We start from the raw sequence: 24,346 nt of genomic DNA on the forward strand, positions 1-24,346 counted from the left end.
CCTCGACGGATTCTGCTCGACGGGCGACAGGCGTGATGACGACAGCAATCAATATTGAAGACTTGCGGGAGCAGGCACGGCGCCGCCTGCCACGGGTGGTGTTCGACTATTTGGATGGGGGCGCGGAAGCAGAGGTGACGCTGCGGCGGAACCGCAGTTCCTTCACGGATATCGTTCTCACGCCGCGAATCCTCAAAGGGGGGAGCGTCGATCTCACCTTGGAGCTGTTCGGGGAAACATACTCCAAGCCGTTTTTTATAGGGCCGACAGGACTGAACGGCCTCTACTGGCCCCAGGGAGATCTGCACCTCGCCGCTGCGGCCGAACGATCCGGGGTCGGGTTCACGGTTTCGACCGCCTCGAACACGACGTTGGAGGAGATCGCAGGGAAGAGCAAGGGTCCCCTCTGGTTCCAGCTCTACCCTTGGGGGCAAGGCGCGTTCGCCGAAGCGCTGATCGACCGGGCGCAGGCATCAGGTTACTCGGCTCTGGTGCTGACTGTCGATTCACTCGTGGGCGGCAAGCGCGAACGTGATCTGCGGCATGGCTTCGCCCACGAAATCCGCATTGGCCCGCGGACTGTTCTCGATGGGCTTCTTCATCCTGCTTGGCTGAGCTCCGTTTGGCTCGGGCCGCACCGTCCCAGACTTGAGAACCTCTTGGACTTTGTCGGAAACAGCGCTAGCGACAGCGAGCTGGCCGAGTTTACACGATCTCAGCGGAACCCGGAATTTTCGTGGGATGATGTTCGCCGCATTCGGGAGAAATGGAAAGGCCCGCTGCTGATCAAGGGGATCATGTGCCCAGAAGATGCTATTGACGCGCAACGCGCCGGCGTGGATGGAGTTATCGTCTCGAACCACGGTGGTCGGCAGCTTGATGGCGCTCCTGCCACGATCGATGTTCTCGCCGACATCATCGCGGCTCTGGATCGGAAGTTCCCGGTTCTGCTGGACGGCGGCATTCGTCGCGGCAGTGATATCGTGAAAGCTCTCACCTTGGGTGCGAAGGGCGTTCTGCTGGGCCGCGCGCCACTCTATGGGTTGGCGGCGCAAGGCGAGGCGGGCGTGTCACGGGCGCTTTCGATCCTTGAAGATGAGATGACGAGAACCATGACCTTTGTGGGCGCACGATCCGTGTCCGCTGTCTCAGGTGTCAACGTCGAAACCCGACGGTCATAACAGGTTCCTCCACCAGTAGAACCTGCACGTTCTCGATGGCTCGCCCAACGTTCAGGATGACTGCGCAGCACATGGTCGGTTGACACACACAACTTAGCTATCTAAACAATTTCACAATCACGACCAAATGGGAGGACCTCATGGAGAATATCAAGATGCGCGTCGAGAAACGGCGTGACTTGACCCCGAGCATCACCGAATTCACCCTGGTGCCGGTTGGAGACGATGTACTCCCTAGTTTCGATCCTGGTGCTCACATCACCTTGGAAACTCCGTCCGGCGCAATGCGCCGCTATTCACTGATCAACGATGGCAGCGATCCAAAGGAATTTGTTGTCGCGATCAAGAAAGAGCCGAATTCGCGCGGGGGCTCCGCGTCGATGCACGAACAGGCGACCGTCGGCTCCGAGTTGACAGTCGAGTTCCCGGAAAACGATTTCCCGCTAACCGATGTTCAGAAATACCTGCTCATCGCCGGCGGTATCGGGATCACGCCGATTCTGTCGATGGCGCGGTATCTCGACAAGAAGGGCAAGATGCTCAGAATCATCTACGTCAGCCGCAGTCCGGAGGAATCGGCCTATCTGGATGAACTGATGAGAGATTTCGATGGCCGGATAATTGTGCACCATGACGGCGGCGCTCCGGATGCGGTCTACGATTTCTGGGACGATCTGGTCACACCTCGTGCCACTCATGTATTCTGTTGTGGACCGAAACCGTTGATGGATGAAATCAAGGCCGTTTCCGGGCACTGGCCGGAGGGGCGAATTCACTTCGAGGATTTCAAGCCCGTCGATGTGGTGCGCCAAGACGATGTCTCTTTCGAAGTGGAGCTGAAAAAAAGTGGCGAAACCGTCACGGTGCCCGAAGATCGTTCGATCTTGGAAGCATTGCGTGACGCCGGATTCGCAACATCCAGTTCCTGTGAAAGTGGCACATGCGGCACCTGCAAGACCCGCCTCCTCGAAGGGGAAGCTGACCATCGCGACATGGTGCTTATGGAAGAGGAAAAGAGCGACCATATAATGATTTGTGTATCGCGCGCGCTATCGGGGAGGCTGGTTCTTGACCTCTGATCCCGTCCGCCTCGGAGTTGCGGGATTGGGGCGGGCTTTCATGCTGATGGTCCCCACCTTTGATGCCGACGCACGCGTCAAGCTCACGGCCGCGGCCGCGCCGCGAGCGGAAAGCCGGGCCGCATTCGAAGAGCAATATGGCGGTGTCGCCTATGCGACTGTCGAGGATCTATGCGCCGACCCATCTGTAGAAGCGATATACATCGCCACCCCGCACCAAATGCATGTAGATCACGTTCTGGCCGCGGCGCGCGCTGGAAAGCACATTCTCGTGGAAAAGCCGCTCGCGATCTCGATGGAAGACGCCGAGACCATGGTCGCCGCGGCGAACGCGGCGGGGGTTCACCTGATCGTTGGGCCCAGCCACAGTTTCGATCCGCCGGTCGACTTGGCCGCACAGTTGATCGCGAGCGGCAAGTTCGGCCAGTTGAGAATGATCCAAGCCCTTAACTACACCGACTTCCTGTATCGTCCCCGACGCCCGGAGGAGCTGCGCACCGAAGAAGGAGGAGGTGTGCTGTTCAGCCAGGCCATCCACCAGATCGACGTGGTCCGACGGCTTGCAGGCGGCATGGGAGAGAAGATTTATGCCATGACCGGGGCATGGGATCCAAAGCGTCCAACAGAAGGTGCTTTTACAGCGCTGATGAACTTTGAGGGTGGATGCGTCGCCAATCTCACCTATTCGGGCTACGCCCATTTCGATAGCGACATTTGGATGAACGACGTCGGAGAGCTGGGGCAGCTAAAACGCGCCGGCGCCTATGGCGATGCAAGGCGGGCACTGATGGACCTCGATCCCGATGACGAGGCACGCCTCAAGACGACGCGCACATTCGGCAGCGGTAAGACTGTCGACGCAGAGCACAACGAGCATTTTGGCCCAGTTATCGCGCTTTGCGACCGTGCCGATCTAAAGCTGACTCCGGACGGCGTCGAAGTATTCGGTGACACCGAGCGCAGCTTCATCGAAGCAAAATTCGGGCCCGCGCCACGTAGAACCGTAAACGATGCGCTGGTGGCCGCTGTCCGCCAGAACAGGGCCCCCGTCCAGACAGGCGCATGGGGTCTGGCAAGCCTGGAGGTTTGCCATGCGATCCTGCAGTCCGCCTCGACCGGCCAACCTGTCGATTTGCGGCAACAATGCAAAACAAGTGAGGAGGAACAAACAGGATGAGCAGTCTCAAACTATCCCTTGCCATGGGAAACTATGACCGGACGCGTGCCATTGTGGATGGAAGAGTGCAGATAGACGGTGTCGATCCCGTTCCCATGCTACTGTCCCCAGAAGAAATGTTCTTCCGGGCGTTCCGCCACGAAGCGTTCGATATCAGCGAAATTTCGTTGTCCTCGTATTCGATCTCGGTCGCCCGCGGAAATCCGCACTATGTCGCGATCCCGGTCTTTCTGAGCCGGGCGTTCCGTCACACTTCAGTCTACATTCGAACCGACAAAGGGATCGACACGCCGCAGGATCTGAAGGGCAAGCGCATTGGCATTGCCGAATACCAGCTGTCTGCCAATGTCTGGGTGCGCGGCATTCTCGAAGAGGAATACGGCGTCAAACCCTCCGATATCATCTGGGTGCGCGGCGGTATGGATACGCCGGGCCGGCCCGAAAAGATCAAGGTCCAGTTGCCCGACGATATCCGCATGGAAGAGGCGCCGGTGGGCAGCACGTTGAATGGCATGCTCGAGGCCGGTGAGATCGACGGCTTCATCGGCCCGCGTTGGCCGCGTTGTTTCGCCGAGCGGCATCCGCACGTAGGTCGGCTCTTTGCAGACAGCATCGCTACGGCCGAAGCCTATTTCGAAAAGACCCGGATCTTTCCGATCATGCATGTTCTTGGGTTGCGCCGCAGCCTCGCAGAAGAATACCCATTCCTACCCGCCGCCCTGCTCAAGGCGTTCACGCAATCGAAGCTGCTGGCAGAAGAAGCACTTTCTGACACCTCGGCAACGAAAGTAACGATGCCCTTCGTCGAGGATAATCTCAACCGCGTGCATGCGCTAATGGGTGACGACCCCTGGAGCTATGGCGTCGGCGGCAACGCCCATGTCCTGAACAAGTTTTTGGATTACCACGCGAGTCAGGGTCTGTCCCCACGCCGAGTGGAGATCGAAGAACTGTTCCATCCCTCGACCCTAGAAGCCTACAGCCTTTAAGAGGAGCGCCGCAATGGAAGAGTACGCACCCGGAGATATCGTCGAGGTCGAAACAACGAAGGGGCTGGCTTACGTGCAGCTCACCCATACCCATCCGAGCTATCCCCCTGTGGTCAAGTTCCTCCCGGGGCCTTGCGAGCACCGGCCCGACAATGTGACTGTATTGGCCGAAAAACCCGCACCGATGGCCATGGTCCCCCTAACGGGGGTATTGAATCGGTTAGGGTTGAAGCACGCGCTTGCCGGAAGGTCGGACATTCCGCATTCTGAAAGAAGTTTCCCGATTTTCCGGATGCCGATTCGCGACAAACAGGGCGAGATCATCTATTGGTGGTTCTGGGATGGTCAGGGCTTGACCTATTCTACCGAGCTGATGGAGCAGCAGGAGACGCTGCCAATGCGCGAGGTTATGTCTTCAGGCCACTTCCTGGATCAGTTGCTGGCCCATGACAAGTAGCAGGAACAATCCGCGCCGACACGCGCGATGACCGCGGGGTTCGGCGGCCTCTTGGCCGTGTTCGGAGCGTTCTGCTACGCTTTCAGTTCGGTTTCCATTGCAAAGAGCTCCCAATCGGTTCAGGGCCGCGGCAACGACGTTCTTATCTCTGTCCTGATGACCGCCGTTGTCTCTGGGGCGCTTTGGCTGCTCCTGGGCCCAACGATGCCGGAACTTAACCGCGGTGTACTCATTGGTGTGGCCTATTTCGTTGCAGCCGGGGTGCTTGGCAACGTTGTCGGCCGTCTTACGCTGTTCCGCTCGGTAGAGCTTGCCGGAGCCATCGAGACCGGTTTCATCCGACGCCTGATACCAGTGTTTGCGGCGCTGTTGGCGTTCTTTCTGCTCGGTGAGGTCATCACGACACCTGTGGTCATCGCCTTCTTCCTGGTTACCAGCGGCGTGGTAATCATGATGTCACGCGCTTCGGTCAAATCGGCTTCTGACTTGGCGGTCGGAGATCCTGACCCTCGAGAGAAGAACAAGGGCCGGGCGATGGCCGTAGCGTCCGCCGCCGGGTATGGCGGCTCGTTCGTCTCCCGAAAGCTCGCGATGCAGACTTTGCCGGACCCTCTGGCCGGAGTTTTCATCGGTGCGATGACGGGTCTAATGTGGTTTGCGGTCTCCTGGGTGTTCCGGTTCAAATCGCGCGACGCGTTTGCCTGGCGAATTCAGCGGCCGAGCGGGTGGCAACTTCTGGCTGGCAGTTCGATGACGGTCGGACAAGTCGCGCTGTTCTTTTCGCTTATGTTCACTGATGTGACCGTCGTCGCGATCATGTCTTCAATCGAGATGTTCTTTGCCGCCTGGCTCGCAGGCCATATCTTCAAAACCGAACGGCGCCCGGGTCCCAGATTCTACCTGTCGTCTGCACTAGCCGCGACCGGTGTGACACTTCTCGCCCTTGCGCCAAGGTTTGGTTAGTGGGACTGGCAACACGCGCTTGCGAGATTGTCCAGCAGCTTGTCCATCGCAGCGAAAAGGTGACCCAACTCGTCGGGTTCAAATCCCGCCGAGGCGTGATCTGCCGCGAGACGCGCAGATTTCATTGCGCCATCTATCGTTCGAAGCCCTGCGTCAGTCAGGTCGACATGAACCACGCGCCGGTCGGACTGGCTGCGGTTACGCGTGATAAGATCTCGCTTTTCGAGCTCGTCCAGGACGCGTGTGGACGACGCCTTTTCGATGCCCAGCAACCCGGAAAGCTCGGATTGTTTTAGTTTGCCTTCCTCTCTCAGGCACCGAAGATGAATGTACTGCGCCATGCTGAGCCCGGTTTCGCGCAACTGCTCCTGCAGCAGCTTACCATAAAGATGATGCGCCAGGCGGAGCGACGCCCCAAGACCACGTTTCCTAGAAGGTGATTGCGGCACGATTTGCGCCCTCTAATTTAGATGTCTTATTTCTTGACAATTCTAAAGCCGTTCTTATAGTAAGGCAATCTTACTAACTTGAAGCAAGACTGGGCAACAGACGGAGGAGCTAAGATGCCAGAAAGATTGCTATGCGCGGTGTCGGACTTGAGCGACAAGACGGCAAAAATTTGCGAGGTCGACGGGGTCGAGATCGGGGTCATTCGGCACAAAGGAGACATCGTTGCATATAAGAACGTGTGTCCGCACCAAGGTGGCCCGGTATGCGAAGGCCTAAAGATGCCGCAGGTCTGCGTTGAACTCGACGACCAGCAGCGCACGCTCCGGCAGACCTTCAACGAAGACGAACTGCATTTCGTTTGCCCGTGGCATGGCTGGGAATTCAAGATTGCGACGGGCGAAGCCGTCGGCGATCCGAAGTACAAAATGAAACGTTACAACGTGGTGGAAAGAGGAGGAGAGGTCTATGTCGAAGTTTGACCAGATAACCGCTGAAGCTCCTGCTCTGGAGGCATCGCTCGATGCTGTCCTGAATGCACTTCGCAACCCCGAAAGCAGTGGCCTGCGCGCCGAGCAGCTTCAGGCGCTGTTTTCACATGTTGTGACCGCATATGCGAAACTTCGCGAAACCAATGACGGCTTGCCCGCATTCCCACGAGACAACGATGTCTCGGCGACAGCTGTCGCCATAGCCGCGACCGGCATTCTCGATGCTGCCGATATGGCGGTGTTCGAGTTGGGCATGTGGCAGACGCTGAATCCGTAACACGAGGGGAGAGAGATAAAATGTCTTTAACGGGCAACACGATGAACTACAGCTCGGATAACGATCCGGCGATCCAGGAATTTAACACCAGCAAGCTGCTGAAGAACGCACGTAAGCAAGCGGAAGATCGCAATTACAAAGACTTCTTCATTTGCGATGTGGACAGCCACCACTATGAGACTGAGGCCTTGCCGGAAATCCTGCAATACATGGACGACCCGGTGATGCGCCATCTTGGCTTGTCAGCCGGTAACGTTGGCCGCGCCGGCCTGATTCCGCAGGCGATCGGTTCGCAGGACATGGCTGGGCGCGTGACGCGCTATGCGGGTCGGAACAAGGAAATTGTCCCCGAAGAGCCACACCGTGACATCACTTTGGCCCGGCGCTGGATGGACGCGATGGGTACGGATATGGCGTGCCTTTTCCCAACCCCAATGCTGCTGTTGGCGACGCACCCCCAAGTCGAGGTCGAGGTGGCAATGGCACGCGCCTATAACCGTTGGCTGAGCGAGCGCATTCTTGAAGAAGACAATCGCCTCGTATCCATGGTCTATCTGCCCATGAACGAGCCGCACGAAGCCGAGAAGATGATTGACGAGTTCGCCGAAAAGAAAGGCGTCGTTGGGTTCCTTTCGACTGGCTATCTGAAGCGCCCAGTGCATGACAGCGCAAACATGCGTATTTATGCCAAACTGGAAGAGCACGGAATGCCTCTTGGCTTCCACGCGGCTTATCACTGGGCCGACACCTCGTTGGCGCAGCTGAACAAGTTTATCTCAGTTCACGCGCTTGGTTTCAGCTTCTGTAACATCATTCACATGACCAACTGGGTTATGAACGGCATGCCCGAACGTTTCCCAAAGTTGAAAACCATGTGGATCGAAAGCGGTCTGGCTTGGGTTCCCTTCCTGATGCAACGGCTGGACAACGAGTACATGATGCGTACGTCCGATGCTCCGCTCTTGAAGAAAAAACCCAGCGATTACATGCGCGAGATGTACTACTCTACGCAGCCGATGGAGCTGGTGGACAACCGCGAAGCTTTGGAGGTCACCTTCAAGATGATAAACGCAGAATCGCAGTTGCTCTATTCGTCCGACTATCCGCATTGGGATATGGATCTTCCGAGCACGATCTATGATCTTCCGTTCTTGGACGAGAAGGCCAAGCGGAGCATTCTGGGTGGAAACGCGCAGAAACTGTTCAATCTTGACCCAGTTATGTCCGAGTGGAAACTGGAGGCAAACGCCAAAGGTTGACGCCGTTCTCGTCGTCCGTTTCCAACAGGACACGCGTATACGGATCGCTGCGAGGCTGCCCGGAGAACATCCGGGTGGCCTTTTTCATGCTTGAACGGCGCGCAGTTTGTCTTGCGGTTATCGCGACCCGGCTATCTTTTGAAGTGCAGCAAAAAACATAGACATCTAAGTAGTCAAATGATAGCATGCCTTAGTGTTCGATCAGTGAGGCGAAGATGAGCATCAAGAATATTCTTATTACGCATTCCGGGAGTACTGGATTCCCGAGTGGCGTAGGTCATGCGACAAAAATTGCGGCCAAGCACGATGCATGGCTGACGGCGGTATATGGCAGCACTTCTTCCTACTTCGAACACGTTCTCGGCCTGACCGAGGACCTTCTCGACAAGCTCGGAAATGTGCGGAATGAGAAAATCGAAGCTGCTCGCGCCTTTTTTGAGGAGCAAGCTTCTGCGGCTGGAGTGGCCGAACGGTCGCGTTTTGTTATGCCAAGCGAGATCGGAAAGTTAAGTTTGCCCGAAATCGCACGTAATTTTGATTTTGTGGTGACAGGCTACCACTCGAACCTTCCTACCGATGAATTTCGCGCTGTGAACCCCGATCTCATGGCATTGCAAAGCGGCCGCCCAGTCCTTGTTGTACCCAATGGATACTCCACCGACAAACTTGGTTCACATGCTCTCGTCGCCTGGGACGGAAAGCGCTCGGCAGCTCGTGCGCTCAACGACGCAATGACGATCTTGGAGGAGAGACCGCGCAAGGTCACGATCTTGAGCGTTGGCGCCAGCCTGCCGAAAATGCCCGAAGGAACTGACATTGTCACCCACCTCCGACGCCATGGTGTTGACGTGGAACAGGTCGAGCGCCCCAAAGGCAAGAACGGCATAGCCGACGTTATTCAACGGACCGCTGCCGAGTTGGGGGCAAAATTGATCGTGATGGGGGCTTACGAACACAGCAAGTTTTCGCAAGACCTGTTCGGGGGCGTTACTCACGAAGTCATCAGGAGCAGCCAAGTGCCGGTGTTCATGTCCCACTGACCGCATCGTCGTGCCCTTCGGAGGGTGTCCTTTGCGTGGCTCGCAGTGTCGCCCCCCGCGCGGGGCCTTCTGTACATGATCATGCAGGCTCGGCGAAGGATTGTCGGATGCGGTCCATGAGCTGAATTTGCGGTGCGGAAAACACCGTCTTCTTGTCGTAGACTAGGAACAGTGGCATTGCAATTTCCAGGTCTGGTGTATGCACAAGGCGAAGCCCCGACGCCTCTGGGTCCCTCGGCAATGCGCTCTTGAAGACGAAACCGGCCCCGACATCGGCGCGGATCGCATTTAGGATCGGCTCGGGATGCCCGAAGGCTAGTACGCTGTTGGTTCGCACGACCCCTGCGGCGCGCAGCACCTCGTCGATGAGCTCTCGCGCCATTTGCCCTTTCGGCGGGGTGATCAACGGCAATGTCCCTAGCTCATCGATATAAGCGACATCGCCGACCAGTCGGCTCTCTATCGCGGCCACCAGATAAAGCGGCTCGCGCCAGAGCAATTCGATCTCCAACCGTGAGGTGTCGCGATTGTGATCAACCAAAGTGATCCCGAAGTCGCAATCCCCAAGCAGTACTGATTCCGTGGCAAGGTAGGGGCTGGCCATCGACACCGAAATCCTGGCCGATGGATATTCCTTTTTGAACGCGATTATAGTTTCAGACAACTTGTAAGTCCCGGCCACCATCGACGAGGCGATCCGCGTTCGGCCAATCAAGCCTTTCTTGATGTCTGCGAGGTCAAGAAACATATCTGAGCTGCGCTGAATAGTTTCCTTCGCCCAGGCAAGAGTGCGACGCCCGGCTTGTGTCAGTTCGATGTTGCGCCCGGCCTTGCGCACCAACTTGACACCAAGGCTCTTCTCAAGACTGCGCAGGTGGGCGGTTACTGCGGGTTGCGCGATATTCAAATATTCCGCCGCGCGGGTTACACTGTTGAATTTGGCGATCGTGCAAAAGACGTGCAGCTTGTGCAGCGTGAGGTTGCGCGACCGAAGCAAGTCTTTCGACAGCGTGTCGTTCGGTTCTTCTGGCCGATCTTTGCGCAATTCCTGTTCTCCTGTGTCAGGCATCCGGTTTGATGGCTCGGAAGCATACCAAAACCACAATAAATCAGTCGGGCAAGTTCAGGAATCAACTCTATTGATTGAGTGCCCGGCATTAAATCATAACCGTAGCCATATATATTGTCGACGTTTGCGTATTGGACGCGAGACCGCTCGGCATCGCACAATCGGAACATTCCTGATCCTTGCGCGGCTATCGCAGCGGCTCGAGTGAAACAGTCGGCTAGAAGCCTGTCGTCCAGAAGAGTCGAAGGTTCATACCATTTGAAGGGAGGAGGAAAGTTTGAAGGAATTTGCGTTCGGTACGGAGCCGCCCGGGTCCGGTAGGATTTGCATCGTCGGGGCCGGATTCATGGGATGTGTCATCGCGACACTCTATGCGCATCACGGCTATGATGCGGTGATCTGCGACAGCAATCAGACCATGCTTGACACTTACGTGGAGCGGGCCCGCCCGATCGCGGCAGGACTGATCGAGGATTCGGATGAATCGGAGGCCATGCTAGCCGGAGTGACACTTGAGCCGGATCTTGCGAGCGCGGTCGAAGGGGCCTTCCTCGTGCATGAAGCAGTGCAGGAATCCCTGGAAGTCAAACAGGCCCTGTTCGCGGAACTCGACAGGATCTGTCCGGAAAACGTGGTGCTGGCGACCAACACCTCGTCCTTCCTGATCTCCGACATCGCCGCTCAAATGACACGCAAAGAGCGGATGATGGGCATTCACTATGTTACTCCGGGTCATATCGTTCCCGTAATCGAGTTGATCCATGCGGCCGATACGCCAGCGGAGTTGGTGGCATGGAGCCGCATGCTGGTGCAGAACATCGAACATGTCGGTGTCGCGATCCTCGAACGTCCGGGCTTTCTTGTGAACCGGATCCAGTTCGCCATGCTGACCGAGATCTATCGTCTGATGGACGAAGGCCTGGCAACGCGCGACGATATCGACGATGCCGTCCGGCTAAGTCTCGGGCCGCGGCTCGCGCTATGGGGTCCACTCCTGACTGAAGATCTAATCGTCTCGAAGAAGACCGCGCTCGCCGTCACTAATTCGATCTACGAGCAGACCGGAGACGAGAATTACAAGGGCCGGAAGGTGCTTGAGGATCTGGTCGAACAGAACAACCTCGGCGCGATGACGGGGCAGGGTTGGTACAAGTTCAACAACAGCCCCGAAGCGGTAGTCGAGACGCGGGACGCCCAATTGCGTGCCCTCCTGGCCTGGCTCGAAGAGATCGATCCCGTTCGCTCTTTGAACGTTAGCTAGTTCGAACAAGGAAACGAGAAGCGGAAAACGACGTGTCCGGTAATTCGGCAGGGCAGGTGAATTTTAGTGCAAAGGGAGCGCGATATGCGGGGTGTGACATTTCCCGGAGACAAGCGGGTCGAGATCATGGAGTTCGACGATCCGACGCCAGGGCCGGGCGAAGTGGTCATCGAGGTCAAGGCATCGGGTCTTTGCGGCAGTGATCTGCACGCCTACCGCGCACCGAGCGACGACCGGGCGTTTCGCAAATTGGCCAAGGGCAAACCTTACGAGACGATGCGCGACGGCGGACCCATAATCGCCGGACACGAGCCCTGCGGGGTCGTCGTAGCGATCGGGCCGGGGATTGATCGGAACATTGCGCGGATCGGGCAACGGGTGATGATCCATCACTACTCCGGCTGCCACATCTGCGATCAGTGCCGCACCGGGTGGCCCCAAATCTGCGAAAACAAGGTGCCTGACATTTACGGCTGGACAGCCCATGGCGCGCACGCGAAATACATGAAATGCGCGGCCCATACGCTGGTCACGCTGCCCGAAGAGCTGTCGTTCGAAGCGGGTGCGGCGATTGCCTGTGGGTCCGGCACCTCCTACGCCGCACTGCGCAAGATCCAGCCCAACGGCAGCCATACGATCGCGATCTTCGGACAGGGCCCTGTCGGGTTATCAGGCACACAATTCGCCGCGGCAATGGGGGCGAGGGTGATCGCTCTCGATATCAGCCCCGAGCGGCTCGAAATGGCCCGCCGCTTCGGCGCCGTCGAAACAATCAACCCGGTTGAAACCGACGCTGTGGAGGCAATCCGAGAACTGACACACGGTCGGGGCGCGCACTACACGCTGGAAACATCGGGCGCACCACAAGCGATCAACGACGCAGTCAAATGCCTACGGCTTTGGGGCACCGCGGTCTTCGTTGGACTGGGACAGCCGACAGAAATCAACCTCGCGTCAGACGTGATCTTTCGCCAGATCAACATGGCGGGATCGTTCACCTTCTCCACTAACCTGATGGAGGATTGCGGCGTCTTTTCCGTGGATCGCGGGATCGACGTCGGTTCAATCTTCTCAGACCGGTGGGCGCTGGAGGACGCCGGAAAAGCCTACGACCTGCTCGACAAGCAGGTCGGGGGAAAGGGAGTAATCGTGTTTTGAGATGGGGGCCGCGCGCTGCAGTCCCGTAAGTTTTAAGCCGGATTGGTCGTTGCTTCCGCGATGCCCGGGCAGGGTGCCGGGAGGCGGCCGGAAAACAGAGGAGGAAAGAGAATGAACAAACTATTGCGTAGTCTTGCCGCATCCATAGCACTAATGCCGCTGGCGACCGCTGCGGTGGCGGATACCAAGATCCTGGCGAGCTGGGACCAGAGCTACGCCGCCGTCGGCGAGGTGCTGGACCCGTTCATGGAATACCTGGAGGCGGAGACGACCGCCGAGCTCGGCCTGTCGCGGTTCGGGCCCGAGACGATCCCGCCGTTCGAACAGCTGAACCCGGTGACCCAGGGCCTGTTCGACATGCTCTATACCAATGGCGGATATCACTACAATGATATCGCGCTCGGCATGGCGCTCGATTCTCTAAGCGGCGACATTGGTACGATCCACGAGTCGGGCATGTGGGACTTCGTCGATCAGGAATACCAGAAAGCCGGGTTGAAGCTCATCGCGATCTTCTACGATACCAACGGTTTCCACATGATCCTGAAGGAGCCCCTGACCGGCGACGGGCTTACCGGCCGGCGCATCCGGGGCACCCCTCTCTATCATCCGGTGATCGAAGCGCTTGGCGGTTCCCCGGTGGTGTTACCGGGCGGGGATATCTATCCGGCTCTCGAACGTGGCGTGGTCGACGGCGCGGCCTGGCCGGCAGTGGGCGCGGTCAACTACCGCTGGTTCGAGGTGTCGAGCTACTTCGTGCGGCCGACCTTCGGTCAGGTCGGGCATATGCTCTTGATGAACCTCGACGCGTGGAACGCGCTGGATGAACAGACCCGCACCGAGATCGAAACCGCCGCACGTGCCTACGAGGTTGAAGCCTCGGCGACCTTCGACGGCCTCGCGGGCACCGAGGAAGAGACCCTCGTCGCCGAGGGGATGCAAGAGACCCGGTTCGAGGATGATGTCGTCGCCAACCTCAAGAGCGCCTGGTATAACGGGGTCATGGATCTGGCTGCGACCGTGAATCCCGACGAGATCGCGCAGATGCGCGAGATCGCCGAAACCGCCGGGATCGGCGAATGATGATCCTCCCCGGTAGTCGCCCCGGTCTCGGGGCGGCCCCACAGAGTTCCAATCGGGTACGGAGACAGGGATGAGAGTGGTTTTGCGCCGCCTGGGCCGAGCGCTCTTGTGGGCTCACGATGCGTTGGTCACTTTGAGCTACTGGCTAGGGGCTGGGGCCCTGGGCCTGATCGTGATGATTTTTTCCTATGAGGTCTTCTCGCGCTATCTGATGGGCGCGCCGACCAAGTGGGCCAGCGACTTCGTGTCGTTCCTGCTACTTATCTCGATCTTTCTAGTCCTGCCGCACGTAACGCGGATTGACGGTAACGTGTCCGTTCCGATCCTGCTCAACGTGCTCGGACGGCGCGCCTCCGATTTCATGCGGCGCCTAGGGTTTGTGTTAGGTGCCGCCGTCTGCCTCTGGGCCAGCTACATCTTCCTGGACGAAACGCTGCGGTTGATGGACCGGGGTACGGCCACACTCACCAGCGTGCGGTTTCCCAAATGGATCTTGTTCGCCTTCCTCGTGTTCGGAATGTTGAATGCCGGCCTCGCCTTTCTAAGGCTCGCCTTCAGCGGCAAATCCCATCAAGAGACGCAGGCAACGATATGATCGAGGGTATTCCCGCCGTACTTGCCGGAGTCGGGCTTCTGCTCCTGTTCATGGCCGCTGGTATGCCTGTCTTTGTCGCCTTCCTGACGGTGAACATGGGCGCCACGCTGCTGGTTTTGGGACCTGCTGGCTTCGGGATGTTTTCCGGCAGTTTCTACGAGACCGCCACGAACTCCACCCTAGTGACGATCCCGCTATTCATCCTAATGGGGGAACTCCTGTTCCGAAGCCGCGCGGTCGATGTGTTGTTTCAGTCGATAGACACGTTGATTGGACGGGTGCCCGGACGCCAGTATGTACTCTCCATCGTCCTTGCGACTGTCTTCAGCACGCTCTCCGGCGCGGCAATGGGAGTGGCGGCTATGTTGGGTCGCTCGCTTCTGCCAGGAATGATCGCGCGCGGCTATGACGCGCGGCTGTCGGTCGGCACGATCCTGGCCGGCGCCAGCCTCGCTCCGCTAATCCCGCCTAGCGTACTCGTCATCATCATCGGCACGCTCGCCGGGGTATCCATCGCCGGGTTGCTGATCGCGGGGATCATCCCTGGACTGATATTCGCGGGGCTGTTCACGACCTATGTTTTCCTGCGTATATGGCGCAATCCGTCTCTGGCTCCGCAAAATGACGAGGCGACGCGCCGGGTCGAGTTCAAGGACGCCCTGATCGCAGTTGCGCGTCTCTTGCCGTTCACTATCATCATCGTCTCCGTCATGGGGTTGATACTCGCCGGAGTTGCCACTCCGACGGAGGCCGGCGCGATGGGCGTTCTGGGCGCGCTTATGACAGCCGCGATCTATCGCAATCTTTCAGTGAAGATGGTTCTCGAGTCCCTAGGCGGGTCGGTGAAGATTTCGGCGATGATCCTGATCATCATGGCCAGTTCGAAGTTGTTCAGTCAACTTTTGGCCTTTTCCGGTGGCGCCTCGGCACTCACCGCGTGGATCGTGGGACTGGATGTCTCCCCTTGGCTTATGCTGGTGCTCCTGATGGTTCTTCCATTCATCCTGTGCATGTTCATTGACCAAATCGCTTTGATGTTGATTGTCATTCCGATCTACCTACCGATCATAGATAGCTTCGGCTACGACCCGATCTGGTTCTGGCTTCTGTTCCTAGTGAACATCACGGTTGGAGGGATAACCCCGCCGTTCGGCTACACACTATTCGCCCTGAAAAGCGCATGGAGCGAGGGATCGCTTTCCACCGTGTTCGCTGCAGCTTGGCCGTTCGTTGCCCTGTTCATACTTGGGATGATCATTCTTGCTGTGGCGCCGGGCCTGACGACGTATCTGCCGTCGAAGCTCTAGGGCGGCGGCCCCGAGGACATGGACCGGCGACCGAGTGTCTCGAGCGCACCAGCTTCCGGTCCCCCGATGTAAAAACCGACAAGAGGGAGAAGCTCTACATGGAAAACGACCTGGAAAAGTATCAGATATTTATCGGCAACGAGTGGCGCGACAGCGCCACGAAGGAAACCTTTGAAAGCTATAACCCCTATTCCGGGGAGCCTTGGGCCAAGATCCCGAAGTGCGATGCGCGGGATGTCGACGCCGCCGTGGATGCGGCGCATGATGCGCTCTATTCCGGGCCCTGGGGGCAGATGCCGCCGACGCAGCGCGGCGCGTTGATGCGCAAACTGGCGGAGCTAATCCAGCGAGATGCGGACAAGTTGGCGACAGTGGAAGTGCGCGACAACGGCAAGTTGTTGGCGGAGGTCCGCGGTCAGGTCAGTTTTCTGCCACAATGGTTGTACTTTTATGCTGGCCTCGCAGACAAGGTCACCGGTTCAGTCGTGCCGATCGACCGGCCGGACATGTTCACCTACACACTACGGGAACCTGTGGGGGTCGTTGCCGCTATCGTTCCTTGGAACTCCCCACTCATGCTGATGATGTGGAAATTGGCCCCGGCGCTGGCGGCGGGCTGTACTTTTGTGCTGAAACCGTCGGAATACACTTCGGCCTCCGCCCTGCAATTCGCGGCACTCGTGCGTGAGGCAGGCTTCCCAGAGGGGGTCTTCAACGTGGTTACCGGCTTCGGCAAGGAGGTTGGCGATCCGTTGACCAGCCACCCAAAAGTAGCCAAGGTCGCCTTCACCGGGGGCGAGGGCGCCGGACGAAAGATCATGGAAAATGCGTCGGCCGACTTCAAACGGCTAACCTTGGAACTTGGCGGGAAATCCGCTCAGATCGTGTTCCCCGACGCCGATCTTGCGGCTGCTGTCTCGGGCGGGATCGCCGGGATCTTTGCCGCTACCGGACAGACCTGCATCGCCGGGTCGCGGCTGTTGGTACATGAAGGCATCTATGACGCCTACCTGGAACGGTTCGTCACTTCAGCCAGAACCGCGCAGATGGGAGATCCGATGGAGCTGACGACACAAGTCGGTCCGGTCACGACGCAACCCCAGTTTGACCGCATCCTGTCCTACATCGACATCGCCAAGGAGGAGGGCGCTCGCTGTGCTCTCGGCGGTGGCCCAGCAGTCCGACCCGAGTGCGGCAACGGGTGGTTCATCGAACCCACAGTCTTCGCAGATGTTCGCAACGACATGCGCATCGCGCAGGAGGAGGTCTTCGGTCCCGTAGTCTCGGTTATCCCGTTCTCGGAAGACGAGGAGGCCTATGCCATTGCCAACGATACCGAATATGGTTTGGCCGCCGGCGTCTGGACCTCCAGCATCAAGCGCGCGACGGTGGCGCCACGACGGCTTCGCGCGGGAACGGTCTGGGTCAATACCTACCGGGCGGCTAGCGTGATGATGCCCTTCGGCGGGGTCAAGAAATCCGGTTTCGGACGCGAGAACGGGATCGAGGCGATTGAGCAATACCTGGAAACCAAATCGGTCTGGCTCTCCTACGAGGCAGAAACCAAGAATCCCTTTGTGATGCAATGATGGCCTGTCCAGGTTCACAGATGACCCGGTGGCCTTCAAGCTTTTCATATATGTGTAAACTGCAACGGCCCGCGTGATGCATGTTGTTTGGATCAGGGCTCAAAAATAGTCTTGCCTTGGGCGGGTAGCGATATCGGAACCCCTTCCGCCACCGGCCCTGATCCAATAGGAGGAGCACATCCATGTTGCCAGCTGCAGAAGATTTCATTCGCGAAGTTCGCGATATCTATTCCCGCGTCGACACGCCAGAAGAGCGTTTCAAGGAAATTCAGCCTCATCTCGAAAAACTGCTTCAGGATGAGGAATTGCGCGAGGTTTCCAAGACTTGGCCATTCCGAAACGAACCAGAACGCGGGTATATTGAGAACCTCCTGTTCTACGAAGATCCTGATTATGGTTTCGTTCTGAATTCGCTTCTAAAAAAACCTGGGGAAAGCACCCCCGTTCACGATCACGGCCACGTCTGGACGATGTACGGCGTGCTCAGAGGGAAAGAGAAGGTTATCCGCTATGAGCGCGCGGATGACGGCAGCAGCGAAGAACAGGCGGATCTGAAGGTACTGGGGGAACATGACGTCGAGCCGGGTTACATCGATTTCGTTCGCCCTTACGAAATTCACGTCGAGCATACCGGCGAAGAGCCGGTCGTCGGAATCATCTTCCGCGATCACCGCGTCGGTGACTTCCTTCAGAATTTCTACGAGGCAGACTCGGGCAAGATCAACAAGACCAAGGGTCCTGTTCAGATCCCATATGAACTCTAACAATGATCAAACGGTCCGCCCTCTTATTGGGGGCGGACAGACCAAAGTCGCGGCGCGGTAGTCCCCTTAGTCAGTGTAGCTGTTGGACGTGGTCCGTGAGGGTTTGCGAAATCCGGGTTAGTTCGGCCGAGATTTGATCTTGTTTTTCCGTCAGCCTTTCGGAGAGCCCGTGTGCACCAATTGCGAGTTTTCGGTGTCCTGGCGGAATCGGAATGAGCATCGAAAGCATGGCAGCTCCCCAATGTGCAGTCGGAGATACCAGTTCTCGCGCATGTACGAACGACAGGTCCGTGTCGCGATGGCTGGCGAGTTTCTGGAGAAACTGGGTTTCACTGAACTTACTGCGATCCAGCAACTCGGCAGCCACGGTCTGCCAGTAGATCGACAGAGCTTCGTCTTCGCCTATGCGCGACAGGAATAACCAACCAGTGCCGGTCTGCACCAACAAGCGCCGCGTGCCACGTTTCATCCGGATGCTTTCCGAGCCTTGCACTGTTTCCACGTATTCAAGATAAATGCCGATCGGTGTGGCTAAAACGACGGATTCCTGCGTGGCTTCCCGAAGCCGCCACATCTCGTCTAGCACCAGATGCTGCTCATAGTCGCCCGCACCGATCCAAGAGGTCAGATGCCCAATCCGGCCGCTTGGCATGTAACCATAGGTCTTGCTGTCAAAGTCCATGTACCCCTTTTCTACCATGCACTGAAGTAACATGCTGACGCTCGAAACGGGTAGGCCAAGGTTAGTCGCGATTTCGCTCAATCGACACGGCCGCCGCGTCTCCGAGAAGAACTCCAAAATGAGGAATACTCGCTCCGCGGACTTGACCAGACCTTTCGCCATCCCCGACCTCTCCACCACACCCCGGTCGGCGCCGTACGCGTGAGCCAATATGCAATAATGCCCATTGATATTAGACATCTAACCTTTTTTGTCAATATCGAGCAGCGTGGCACGCGGGAATACGTCCCACTTGCTTCGCAGTGCGGAGGGCGGGTGTCGAACAAGACAGACGCGTTCTTCACCGGGGGAGCACGACCCAGAATCGGAAATTGCATCCAATTGTAAACACCTATTCAGGTGCAGTGAAATCAATAGGGATTTGCTTATGGATGTAGGCGATCTTAATATTAGACATCTATGTAATTTCCGGGCGCTACTAGAGACGGTTTTGACCTCGATGCAGAGGTAGACGTACCAGGACAGTGGAGACTTGATCGCAAGCGATAACACGGAGTTCAAGAATTTCACATATGTGAAAAGCAAGTGTCTGCCCAACTGAATGCGTTGACTAATAGTGCCCGCGGTTGGAAATCTTGTCGCAAAGATAATGAGATAGCGCGAAAAGCGCGGAAGCAAGGGAGGAGAAAAATGGATATGGTCGAGGATACCCTCGTGTCCGTCGTCAGGGATTTTGGGACAGATGGCTGCCTGATCTAAGAGAGGGTCTGGCTCATCTGGTTGTTTTGATTATGCGGCGGATTTGCCATGAAGCAAGCGTCGCGTTTCGATGGTCTTTCGTTTGATCCTTTCGCGTTGTTTCAGAATGGCCTGGCCGCGGCCGAAGTAGACATCGGCCGGGGTGAGGTTTTGCAGGCTCTCGTGGTAGCGCCGGTGGTTGTAATGATCGACAAAGGCATCGATCTGTCGCCTGAGATCGCCCGGGAGGAAGTAGTTTTCCAGCAAGATGCGGTTCTTCAGGGTCTGGTGCCAGCGCTCAATCTTCCCCTGAGTTTGTGGGTGATACGGGGCGCCTCGGACATGATCCATCTGCTGATCCTCCAGCCAATCGGCCAGTTCGCCGGAGATGTAGCTCGACCCGTTATCACTCAGCAGTCTTGGCTTGTGCAGAACCGTCGCCTGATCACAACCCGAAGCTTGCAGTGCCAGGTCCAGCGTGTCGGTCACGTCGCCTGTTTTCATCGTCGTGCAAAGCTTCCAGGCAATGATGTAGCGACTGTAATCGTCCAGGATCGTGCTGAGATAGAACCACCCCCAGCCGATGACCTTGAGATAAGTAAAATCGGTCTGCCAGAGTTGGTTTGGCCGGGTCGTCTTGTCCCGGAACTCGTCGGCTGCGGACACCACCACATAGGCCGGGCTGGTGATCAGGTCGTAGGACTTAAGGATGCGATAGACCGAAGCCTCTGATACAAAATACTTTTCCGTATCAGTGAACTGCACGGCCAATTCGCGGGGCGACAGATCGCATTCCTTCAGGGCCAGGTCCTTGATCTTCTCGCGCACCGGCTCGGGAATGCGGTTCCAGACCCGTGACGGCTTGGGGCTGCGGTCCTCAAGCGCCTCAGGACCGCCAGTCTGATATCGCTCATACCAGCGGTAGAAGGTGGTCCTGGGGATACCCAGCTTGTCCAGGGTTCGTTTCGTTGGGAGATGCGACCCTTCGACGAGGCGAATGATCTCCAGTTTCTCAGATGCGGGATATCTCATTCGTCGTCGTCCCCATCCGCGATCATGCTTTTTTTGAGAAGACGCAGCTCCAGCGCCTGCTCGGCCACAACTTCCTTCAGATCGCGCGCCTCACGGCGCAAATCTTTGACCTCGGTCGAGGTCGCCGCCCGCGCTGTATCGCCCGCCAGGCGCTTCTTCCCAGCCTCAAGGAATTCCTTGGACCAGCTGTAATACAGACTCTGCGCAATGCCCTCGCGGCGGCACAGCTCGGCAATGCTGTCCTCGCCCTTCAGGCCGTCCAGCACAATCCTGATCTTCTCTTCCGCTGAATACTGCTTGCGGGTAGCACGGCGAATGTCCTTAACAACTTTCTCGCCGTGGCTCCGCTTGGTTCCGGGTTTCTGTCTCATCTCCACTCCTTGGTGGTTACGATGTGCCAGAAACCCTCTCTTATCAAATCACCCTAAACTGTCCCATTGGCGCTGACGTCAGACAAAAAGGCTGCTTATGCCGCGTCCACTTCTGGCACCTTTACGTCAGCGGCCTTGAGCTGTTGTGCGATAATTTGGTTGAAACTGAGATCGGCGTTTGTTTCGGCCAGCATCCCGATCTTTATCCAGAATTCAGCCTGCCCATTGATCGATCGGCACATAGCCGTGCTCGCCTTGCGGATGTCTTCGTGCAGTTCGTCTCCAATCTTTACGATACCCATTGAAGCGCCTCCAAGCTATCAATATACGAAATGTATACGATTCGTTTAACCACTGTCTAAGTCGAGTATAGAGGTGGGATGCCGGATGAACAGCTATGTAAATGTGCCTGTGGCACCTGCCGCGAAAGACGCGCGCAGGACAGAACGCATCAAGCTTTATGGCCCGGATGCCTTCGAGGGGATGCGGCGCGCCGGTGCGCTGACTGCCGCTTGTCTGGATGGTGTGGCCGATTTGGTCCGTCCCGGCCTGCCACTGTCTGAGATCAACACATTTGTGCTGGATTTCGCGTCAGCGCACGATGCAAAGCCTGCAACCCTTGGCTACAAGGGGTATGAATATGCCTGTTGCACGTCGGTAAATCATGTTGTGTGCCACGGTTTTCCCAACGAGAAGAGGCTTAGGGATGGCGACATTGTCAACGTGGATGTGACGCTGATTTGTGATGGCTGGTATGGCGATTCCAGCCGGATGTATACTGCGGGCAAACCAAAGCGGGCGGCAGAGCGCCTGATCCAAATCGCTCATCAAGCGATGATGCGCGGGATTGAGGTCGTGCGCCCAGGCGCGCGACTGGGCGACATCGGCCATGCCATCGAGTCCTACGCCCAATCACAACGCTGTTCGGTTGTAAAAGATTTCTGCGGCCATGGGATTGGGCAAGTTTTTCACGACTCCCCCAATATTCTGAACTTTGGCAAAGCGAATGAGGGGTTGGAGTTGCGCAAGGGCATGATCTTTACAGTTGAGCCCATGATCAATCTGGGGCGCGGCGATGTGAAAGTGCTGGCAGATGACTGGACGGCAGTGACACGCGACAAATCATTGTCCGCTCAGTTCGAGCATTCGATTGGCGTGACAGCCACTGGATTTGAGATATTCACCAGTTCAACCAAAGGGCTACAAACGCCGGGCGTCCAGATCATTTCATCAACGGAATAACCGAAGTTCGTTAGCAGCACAGCATCCGTTAGATATAGGCTCGACACCGGCCATTCACAGCGCCCTAGTCGAACGGCAGTTCACCTGCTCATTGCCATTCCATCGCTCGTAGTCGCCCCAGCCGACATCTCCCCCTCCAAACGTTCCAGATCGCTTAGCGCATCCTGAACCTGACCAACCTCTTCCTCGTTCGCGGCTTCAACCTCAAGCTCCGGCTGGCCTTCAAAATCCATCTCGAACTGGCGTTGATCCTCAGCGAGGACTGCAGCACGGACCCGCCCGACCTCACCGGCCGGTCGTGGGTCGATGGTGACGTTCCCACCAGGCTCCTTTATCCCCATCCTGGCCTCAAAATCACGCTCTGTTAGACCTGACCCGCGCGGCGCCGTTGGCATTGCCTGAACGCTGAGGGGCAGCGTACCCATCGGAGGAACTGGACTTATAGGAAACGGTAACTCCCCCTCCTGCGCCGCGTGGATACCTTTGAAGAACGGATCCTCGTAGTAGACCACCCGCTTGGCGCGCACTGGCATCTGCGCATCGACGACAACGACGATCTCATCAAGAGGCAGCCGCCGCGCCTCGTCCTCTGGCAAAAGCGAGACCTCTTCCGTCCGCTCGGACTGGCTCCGCCCCTCGAAGGGGTTCTTCCCAACCGCGCGGGAGCGTGTGACCACGGTTTTGGTGGTTTTTCCAACCGCCTTGCTCAACTCTTCGACGGTCTTCTCATCAGATGGCGTTAGGTAGAGCTTGATGCCCGCGTTGCCCTGCAATGCCCGCCGCGTGTTTTCCCCGTAGATCTCATCGATGGCGGGGATGGTCTGGGTGACCACAGCGAGATGCCCGCGATAGTGCCGCAGCACCTCGATACTCTCGGCCACGATCGGCATCTTCCCAAGGCGGTTGAATTCATCAAGCATGATCATGACCGGCCAGGGTTCATCGGGGCCGGGGTCTTTGTCCTGCAACGCCGAGAGAAGGTCTGAGAAGAAGAGCCGGATCAGTGGCGCCAGGGGTTTCACCATGAGCGGTTGGACGACGAGATAGACGCTGAAGGGCTTCTTGCGGATTGTCCGGAAGTCGAAATCCGACACTGCCGTCGCGTCATCGATCGCCGGGTTCTGCCACTGATCGAGACCCGAGGTCATCAGGAGCGAAACATAGGAGGTCAGCGTGTCATTGTTGGTGGAGGCCAGCCGCGTGAAGATCAGCCTTGCGGACGCGTTGTTCACCTCATGGGAGCGCGCCAGATATTCCTTCTGCTTGTTCCCGCCCGAGGCGGCGATACGGTAAATCTCGCCGAGGGTTGGCCGACGGCGCTGGAAAGCCAGTAGTCCGGCGGCAACGAAGAGATCAATGCCTCCTTTCAGGAGCCCCTGCACCCGGTCGTTGTCGTTTTGCAGGAAAAGCGTGGCCAGGAGCTGCAACTCCATCTGCTGGCGTGCGGGGTCTTTGAGTTCATAGATCCGAAGGAGCGGGTTGTAGCGATGCGTGCGCTTGTCCTCCCAATCGGTCGGCGCAAAACGATAGACCGTGTCGCCCTGCGCCGCCCTGTGGCGCGCGGAGGCCTCGAAGCATTCGCCCTTCACATCGAGTACGACGGCCGATCCTTGCCACGTCAGTAGGTTCGGAATGACAAAGCCGGTCGTCTTGCCGCGTCCAGTCGGGGCCACGATCAGGGCATGGGGAAAGGTCTTGGAACAGAGGAATGGCGCGCGAGAGCCCGGCTTTCCGAGCTTACCGATCACAAAGCCCGTACCCGGCTTACCAAAGAAGCCATTCTTTTTCATCTCACGGCGGGTCTGCCAATGGGTGTACCCGAAGCGGGTGAGCGCGGAGCCCGATATCGCAAGGCTCATCATGAGGCCCACCACCCCAGCCGCGCCCATGATCATATTGATCAGCCGGAAATCGTCTGGACGAACCGCGCCAATGGCCCGGTAGTTCTGCGCGATGTAGAAGAAGTCGATCTCGGCCTTGAAGCCCAGGTCGCGAAACGTCAAAACGGCCGAGGCGATCACATAACCGATGGCGATGGCAACCAGCGAGACCAGCACCACGCCGAGAGCGAGACGGCCCTTTCCCATGCCTCCCA

At 57.6% G+C, this 24,346-nt stretch carries 24 protein-coding genes; 18 read left to right on the forward strand and 6 right to left on the reverse strand.

The features are described 5' to 3' along the window. The first annotated feature begins 35 nt into the window (after positions 1 to 35). The 6 genes from D8Z78_RS21325 (at position 36) to D8Z78_RS21350 (ending at position 5,846) form a co-directional block, all read left to right on the forward strand. Positions 36 to 1,181 carry an alpha-hydroxy acid oxidase gene (locus D8Z78_RS21325; protein ID WP_008335721.1) on the forward strand — a complete coding sequence of 382 codons (1,146 nt, stop codon included), beginning with the start codon at positions 36 to 38 and terminating at the stop codon, positions 1,179 to 1,181. A 140-nt stretch (positions 1,182 to 1,321) separates the two neighbouring features. Continuing rightward, the gene (locus D8Z78_RS21330) at positions 1,322 to 2,260 is read left to right on the forward strand and encodes a PDR/VanB family oxidoreductase (RefSeq protein WP_008335720.1); all 939 of its coding nucleotides are present in this window, start codon (positions 1,322 to 1,324) and stop codon (positions 2,258 to 2,260) included. Further along, positions 2,217 to 3,437: a Gfo/Idh/MocA family protein gene (locus D8Z78_RS21335; RefSeq protein ID WP_255446371.1), complete on the forward strand. Its 1,221-nt coding sequence runs from the start codon at positions 2,217 to 2,219 to the stop codon at positions 3,435 to 3,437. The genes D8Z78_RS21330 and D8Z78_RS21335 overlap by 44 nt, the downstream gene beginning before the upstream one ends. After that, on the forward strand, positions 3,434 to 4,426 hold the full coding sequence (locus tag D8Z78_RS21340) for an ABC transporter substrate-binding protein (protein ID WP_171900128.1): 993 nt from the start codon (positions 3,434 to 3,436) through the stop codon (positions 4,424 to 4,426). The genes D8Z78_RS21335 and D8Z78_RS21340 overlap by 4 nt, the downstream gene beginning before the upstream one ends. Before the next feature lie 13 nt (positions 4,427 to 4,439). Further along, the gene (locus D8Z78_RS21345) at positions 4,440 to 4,883 is read left to right on the forward strand and encodes a hypothetical protein (protein WP_065818600.1); all 444 of its coding nucleotides are present in this window, start codon (positions 4,440 to 4,442) and stop codon (positions 4,881 to 4,883) included. Positions 4,884 to 4,910: 27 nt separating this feature from the next. Beyond that, complete coding sequence (locus D8Z78_RS21350) at positions 4,911 to 5,846, forward strand: EamA family transporter (RefSeq protein ID WP_065818599.1); 936 nt, start codon at positions 4,911 to 4,913, stop codon at positions 5,844 to 5,846. Here the strand turns inward: D8Z78_RS21350 and D8Z78_RS21355 are convergent. Further along, positions 5,843 to 6,295, reverse strand: a complete 453-nt coding sequence (locus D8Z78_RS21355; protein WP_210180108.1) for a MarR family winged helix-turn-helix transcriptional regulator — start codon at positions 6,293 to 6,295, stop codon at positions 5,843 to 5,845. The genes D8Z78_RS21350 and D8Z78_RS21355 overlap by 4 nt on opposite strands. Positions 6,296 to 6,409: 114 nt before the next feature. On the opposite strand from D8Z78_RS21355, the gene D8Z78_RS21360 reads away from it, so the two are divergent. The 4 genes from D8Z78_RS21360 (at position 6,410) to D8Z78_RS25120 (ending at position 9,360) form a co-directional block, all read left to right on the forward strand. Then, complete coding sequence (locus tag D8Z78_RS21360; RefSeq protein WP_065818598.1) at positions 6,410 to 6,775, forward strand: Rieske (2Fe-2S) protein; 366 nt, start codon at positions 6,410 to 6,412, stop codon at positions 6,773 to 6,775. Beyond that, positions 6,762 to 7,061: a hypothetical protein gene (locus D8Z78_RS21365; RefSeq protein ID WP_065818597.1), complete on the forward strand. Its 300-nt coding sequence runs from the start codon at positions 6,762 to 6,764 to the stop codon at positions 7,059 to 7,061. The genes D8Z78_RS21360 and D8Z78_RS21365 overlap by 14 nt, the downstream gene beginning before the upstream one ends. A 41-nt stretch (positions 7,062 to 7,102) precedes the next feature. Continuing rightward, on the forward strand, positions 7,103 to 8,320 hold the full coding sequence (locus D8Z78_RS21370) for an amidohydrolase family protein (RefSeq protein ID WP_229743358.1): 1,218 nt from the start codon (positions 7,103 to 7,105) through the stop codon (positions 8,318 to 8,320). A gap of 215 nt (positions 8,321 to 8,535) precedes the next feature. Next, positions 8,536 to 9,360 carry a universal stress protein gene (locus D8Z78_RS25120; RefSeq protein ID WP_210180106.1) on the forward strand — a complete coding sequence of 275 codons (825 nt, stop codon included), beginning with the start codon at positions 8,536 to 8,538 and terminating at the stop codon, positions 9,358 to 9,360. 79 nt (positions 9,361 to 9,439) lie between these two features. Here the strand turns inward: D8Z78_RS25120 and D8Z78_RS21380 are convergent, their stop codons facing one another. Further along, the gene (locus tag D8Z78_RS21380; protein WP_232237198.1) at positions 9,440 to 10,429 is read right to left on the reverse strand and encodes a LysR family transcriptional regulator; all 990 of its coding nucleotides are present in this window, start codon (positions 10,427 to 10,429) and stop codon (positions 9,440 to 9,442) included. A gap of 277 nt (positions 10,430 to 10,706) precedes the next feature. Between D8Z78_RS21380 and D8Z78_RS21385 the strand changes: the two genes are divergently transcribed. The 7 genes from D8Z78_RS21385 to D8Z78_RS21415 all read left to right on the forward strand — a co-directional run bounded on the left by D8Z78_RS21385 (position 10,707) and on the right by D8Z78_RS21415 (position 18,186). Further along, positions 10,707 to 11,690, forward strand: a complete 984-nt coding sequence (locus D8Z78_RS21385) for a 3-hydroxyacyl-CoA dehydrogenase family protein (protein ID WP_197922732.1) — start codon at positions 10,707 to 10,709, stop codon at positions 11,688 to 11,690. 126 nt (positions 11,691 to 11,816) lie between these two features. Next, complete coding sequence (locus D8Z78_RS21390; protein WP_206169721.1) at positions 11,817 to 12,848, forward strand: zinc-dependent alcohol dehydrogenase family protein; 1,032 nt, start codon at positions 11,817 to 11,819, stop codon at positions 12,846 to 12,848. A 111-nt stretch (positions 12,849 to 12,959) separates the two neighbouring features. After that, entirely contained in the window at positions 12,960 to 13,931 is a 972-nt protein-coding gene (gene dctP / locus D8Z78_RS21395) for a TRAP transporter substrate-binding protein DctP (protein ID WP_164933053.1), read from the forward strand. A gap of 70 nt (positions 13,932 to 14,001) precedes the next feature. Next, positions 14,002 to 14,526 carry a TRAP transporter small permease gene (locus D8Z78_RS21400; protein ID WP_100161603.1) on the forward strand — a complete coding sequence of 175 codons (525 nt, stop codon included), beginning with the start codon at positions 14,002 to 14,004 and terminating at the stop codon, positions 14,524 to 14,526. Next, positions 14,523 to 15,833 (forward strand): TRAP transporter large permease, encoded by a 1,311-nt coding sequence (locus tag D8Z78_RS21405; RefSeq protein ID WP_121632691.1) that lies wholly within the window; start codon positions 14,523 to 14,525, stop codon positions 15,831 to 15,833. The genes D8Z78_RS21400 and D8Z78_RS21405 overlap by 4 nt, the downstream gene beginning before the upstream one ends. Positions 15,834 to 15,931: 98 nt before the next feature. Further along, on the forward strand, positions 15,932 to 17,422 hold the full coding sequence (locus D8Z78_RS21410) for an aldehyde dehydrogenase (RefSeq protein WP_205964893.1): 1,491 nt from the start codon (positions 15,932 to 15,934) through the stop codon (positions 17,420 to 17,422). Between the two features lie 182 nt (positions 17,423 to 17,604). Beyond that, positions 17,605 to 18,186, forward strand: a complete 582-nt coding sequence (locus D8Z78_RS21415) for a cysteine dioxygenase family protein (RefSeq protein ID WP_121632693.1) — start codon at positions 17,605 to 17,607, stop codon at positions 18,184 to 18,186. Positions 18,187 to 18,256: 70 nt separating this feature from the next. On the opposite strand, the gene D8Z78_RS21420 is transcribed toward D8Z78_RS21415, so the two are convergent. From D8Z78_RS21420 to D8Z78_RS21430, 3 genes are all read right to left on the reverse strand, one after another. Continuing rightward, complete coding sequence (locus D8Z78_RS21420; RefSeq protein ID WP_121632694.1) at positions 18,257 to 19,108, reverse strand: IclR family transcriptional regulator; 852 nt, start codon at positions 19,106 to 19,108, stop codon at positions 18,257 to 18,259. A 549-nt stretch (positions 19,109 to 19,657) separates the two neighbouring features. Next, positions 19,658 to 21,009, reverse strand: a protein-coding gene (locus D8Z78_RS21425) for an IS3 family transposase (RefSeq protein WP_121632696.1) whose coding sequence is annotated in 2 segments (ribosomal slippage) — positions 19,658 to 20,673 and positions 20,673 to 21,009 — 1,353 coding nt in all. Because the reading frame shifts where the segments join, the coding sequence is not laid out codon by codon here. Positions 21,010 to 21,104: 95 nt separating this feature from the next. After that, positions 21,105 to 21,311 (reverse strand): ParD-like family protein, encoded by a 207-nt coding sequence (locus D8Z78_RS21430; protein WP_121632698.1) that lies wholly within the window; start codon positions 21,309 to 21,311, stop codon positions 21,105 to 21,107. A gap of 85 nt (positions 21,312 to 21,396) precedes the next feature. Here D8Z78_RS21430 and map point away from each other — a divergent pair, with 85 nt between their 5' ends. After that, positions 21,397 to 22,251 carry a type I methionyl aminopeptidase gene (gene map, locus D8Z78_RS21435; protein ID WP_121632699.1) on the forward strand — a complete coding sequence of 285 codons (855 nt, stop codon included), beginning with the start codon at positions 21,397 to 21,399 and terminating at the stop codon, positions 22,249 to 22,251. A gap of 80 nt (positions 22,252 to 22,331) precedes the next feature. On the opposite strand, the gene D8Z78_RS21440 is transcribed toward map, so the two are convergent. Continuing rightward, positions 22,332 to 24,338, reverse strand: a complete 2,007-nt coding sequence (locus tag D8Z78_RS21440) for a type IV secretory system conjugative DNA transfer family protein (protein WP_121632720.1) — start codon at positions 24,336 to 24,338, stop codon at positions 22,332 to 22,334. Between the last annotated feature and the right edge of the window lie 8 nt (positions 24,339 to 24,346).

The sequence above is a fragment of the Tropicibacter alexandrii genome (assembly GCF_003667315.2).
Lineage (GTDB): Bacteria > Pseudomonadota > Alphaproteobacteria > Rhodobacterales > Rhodobacteraceae > Tropicibacter > Tropicibacter alexandrii.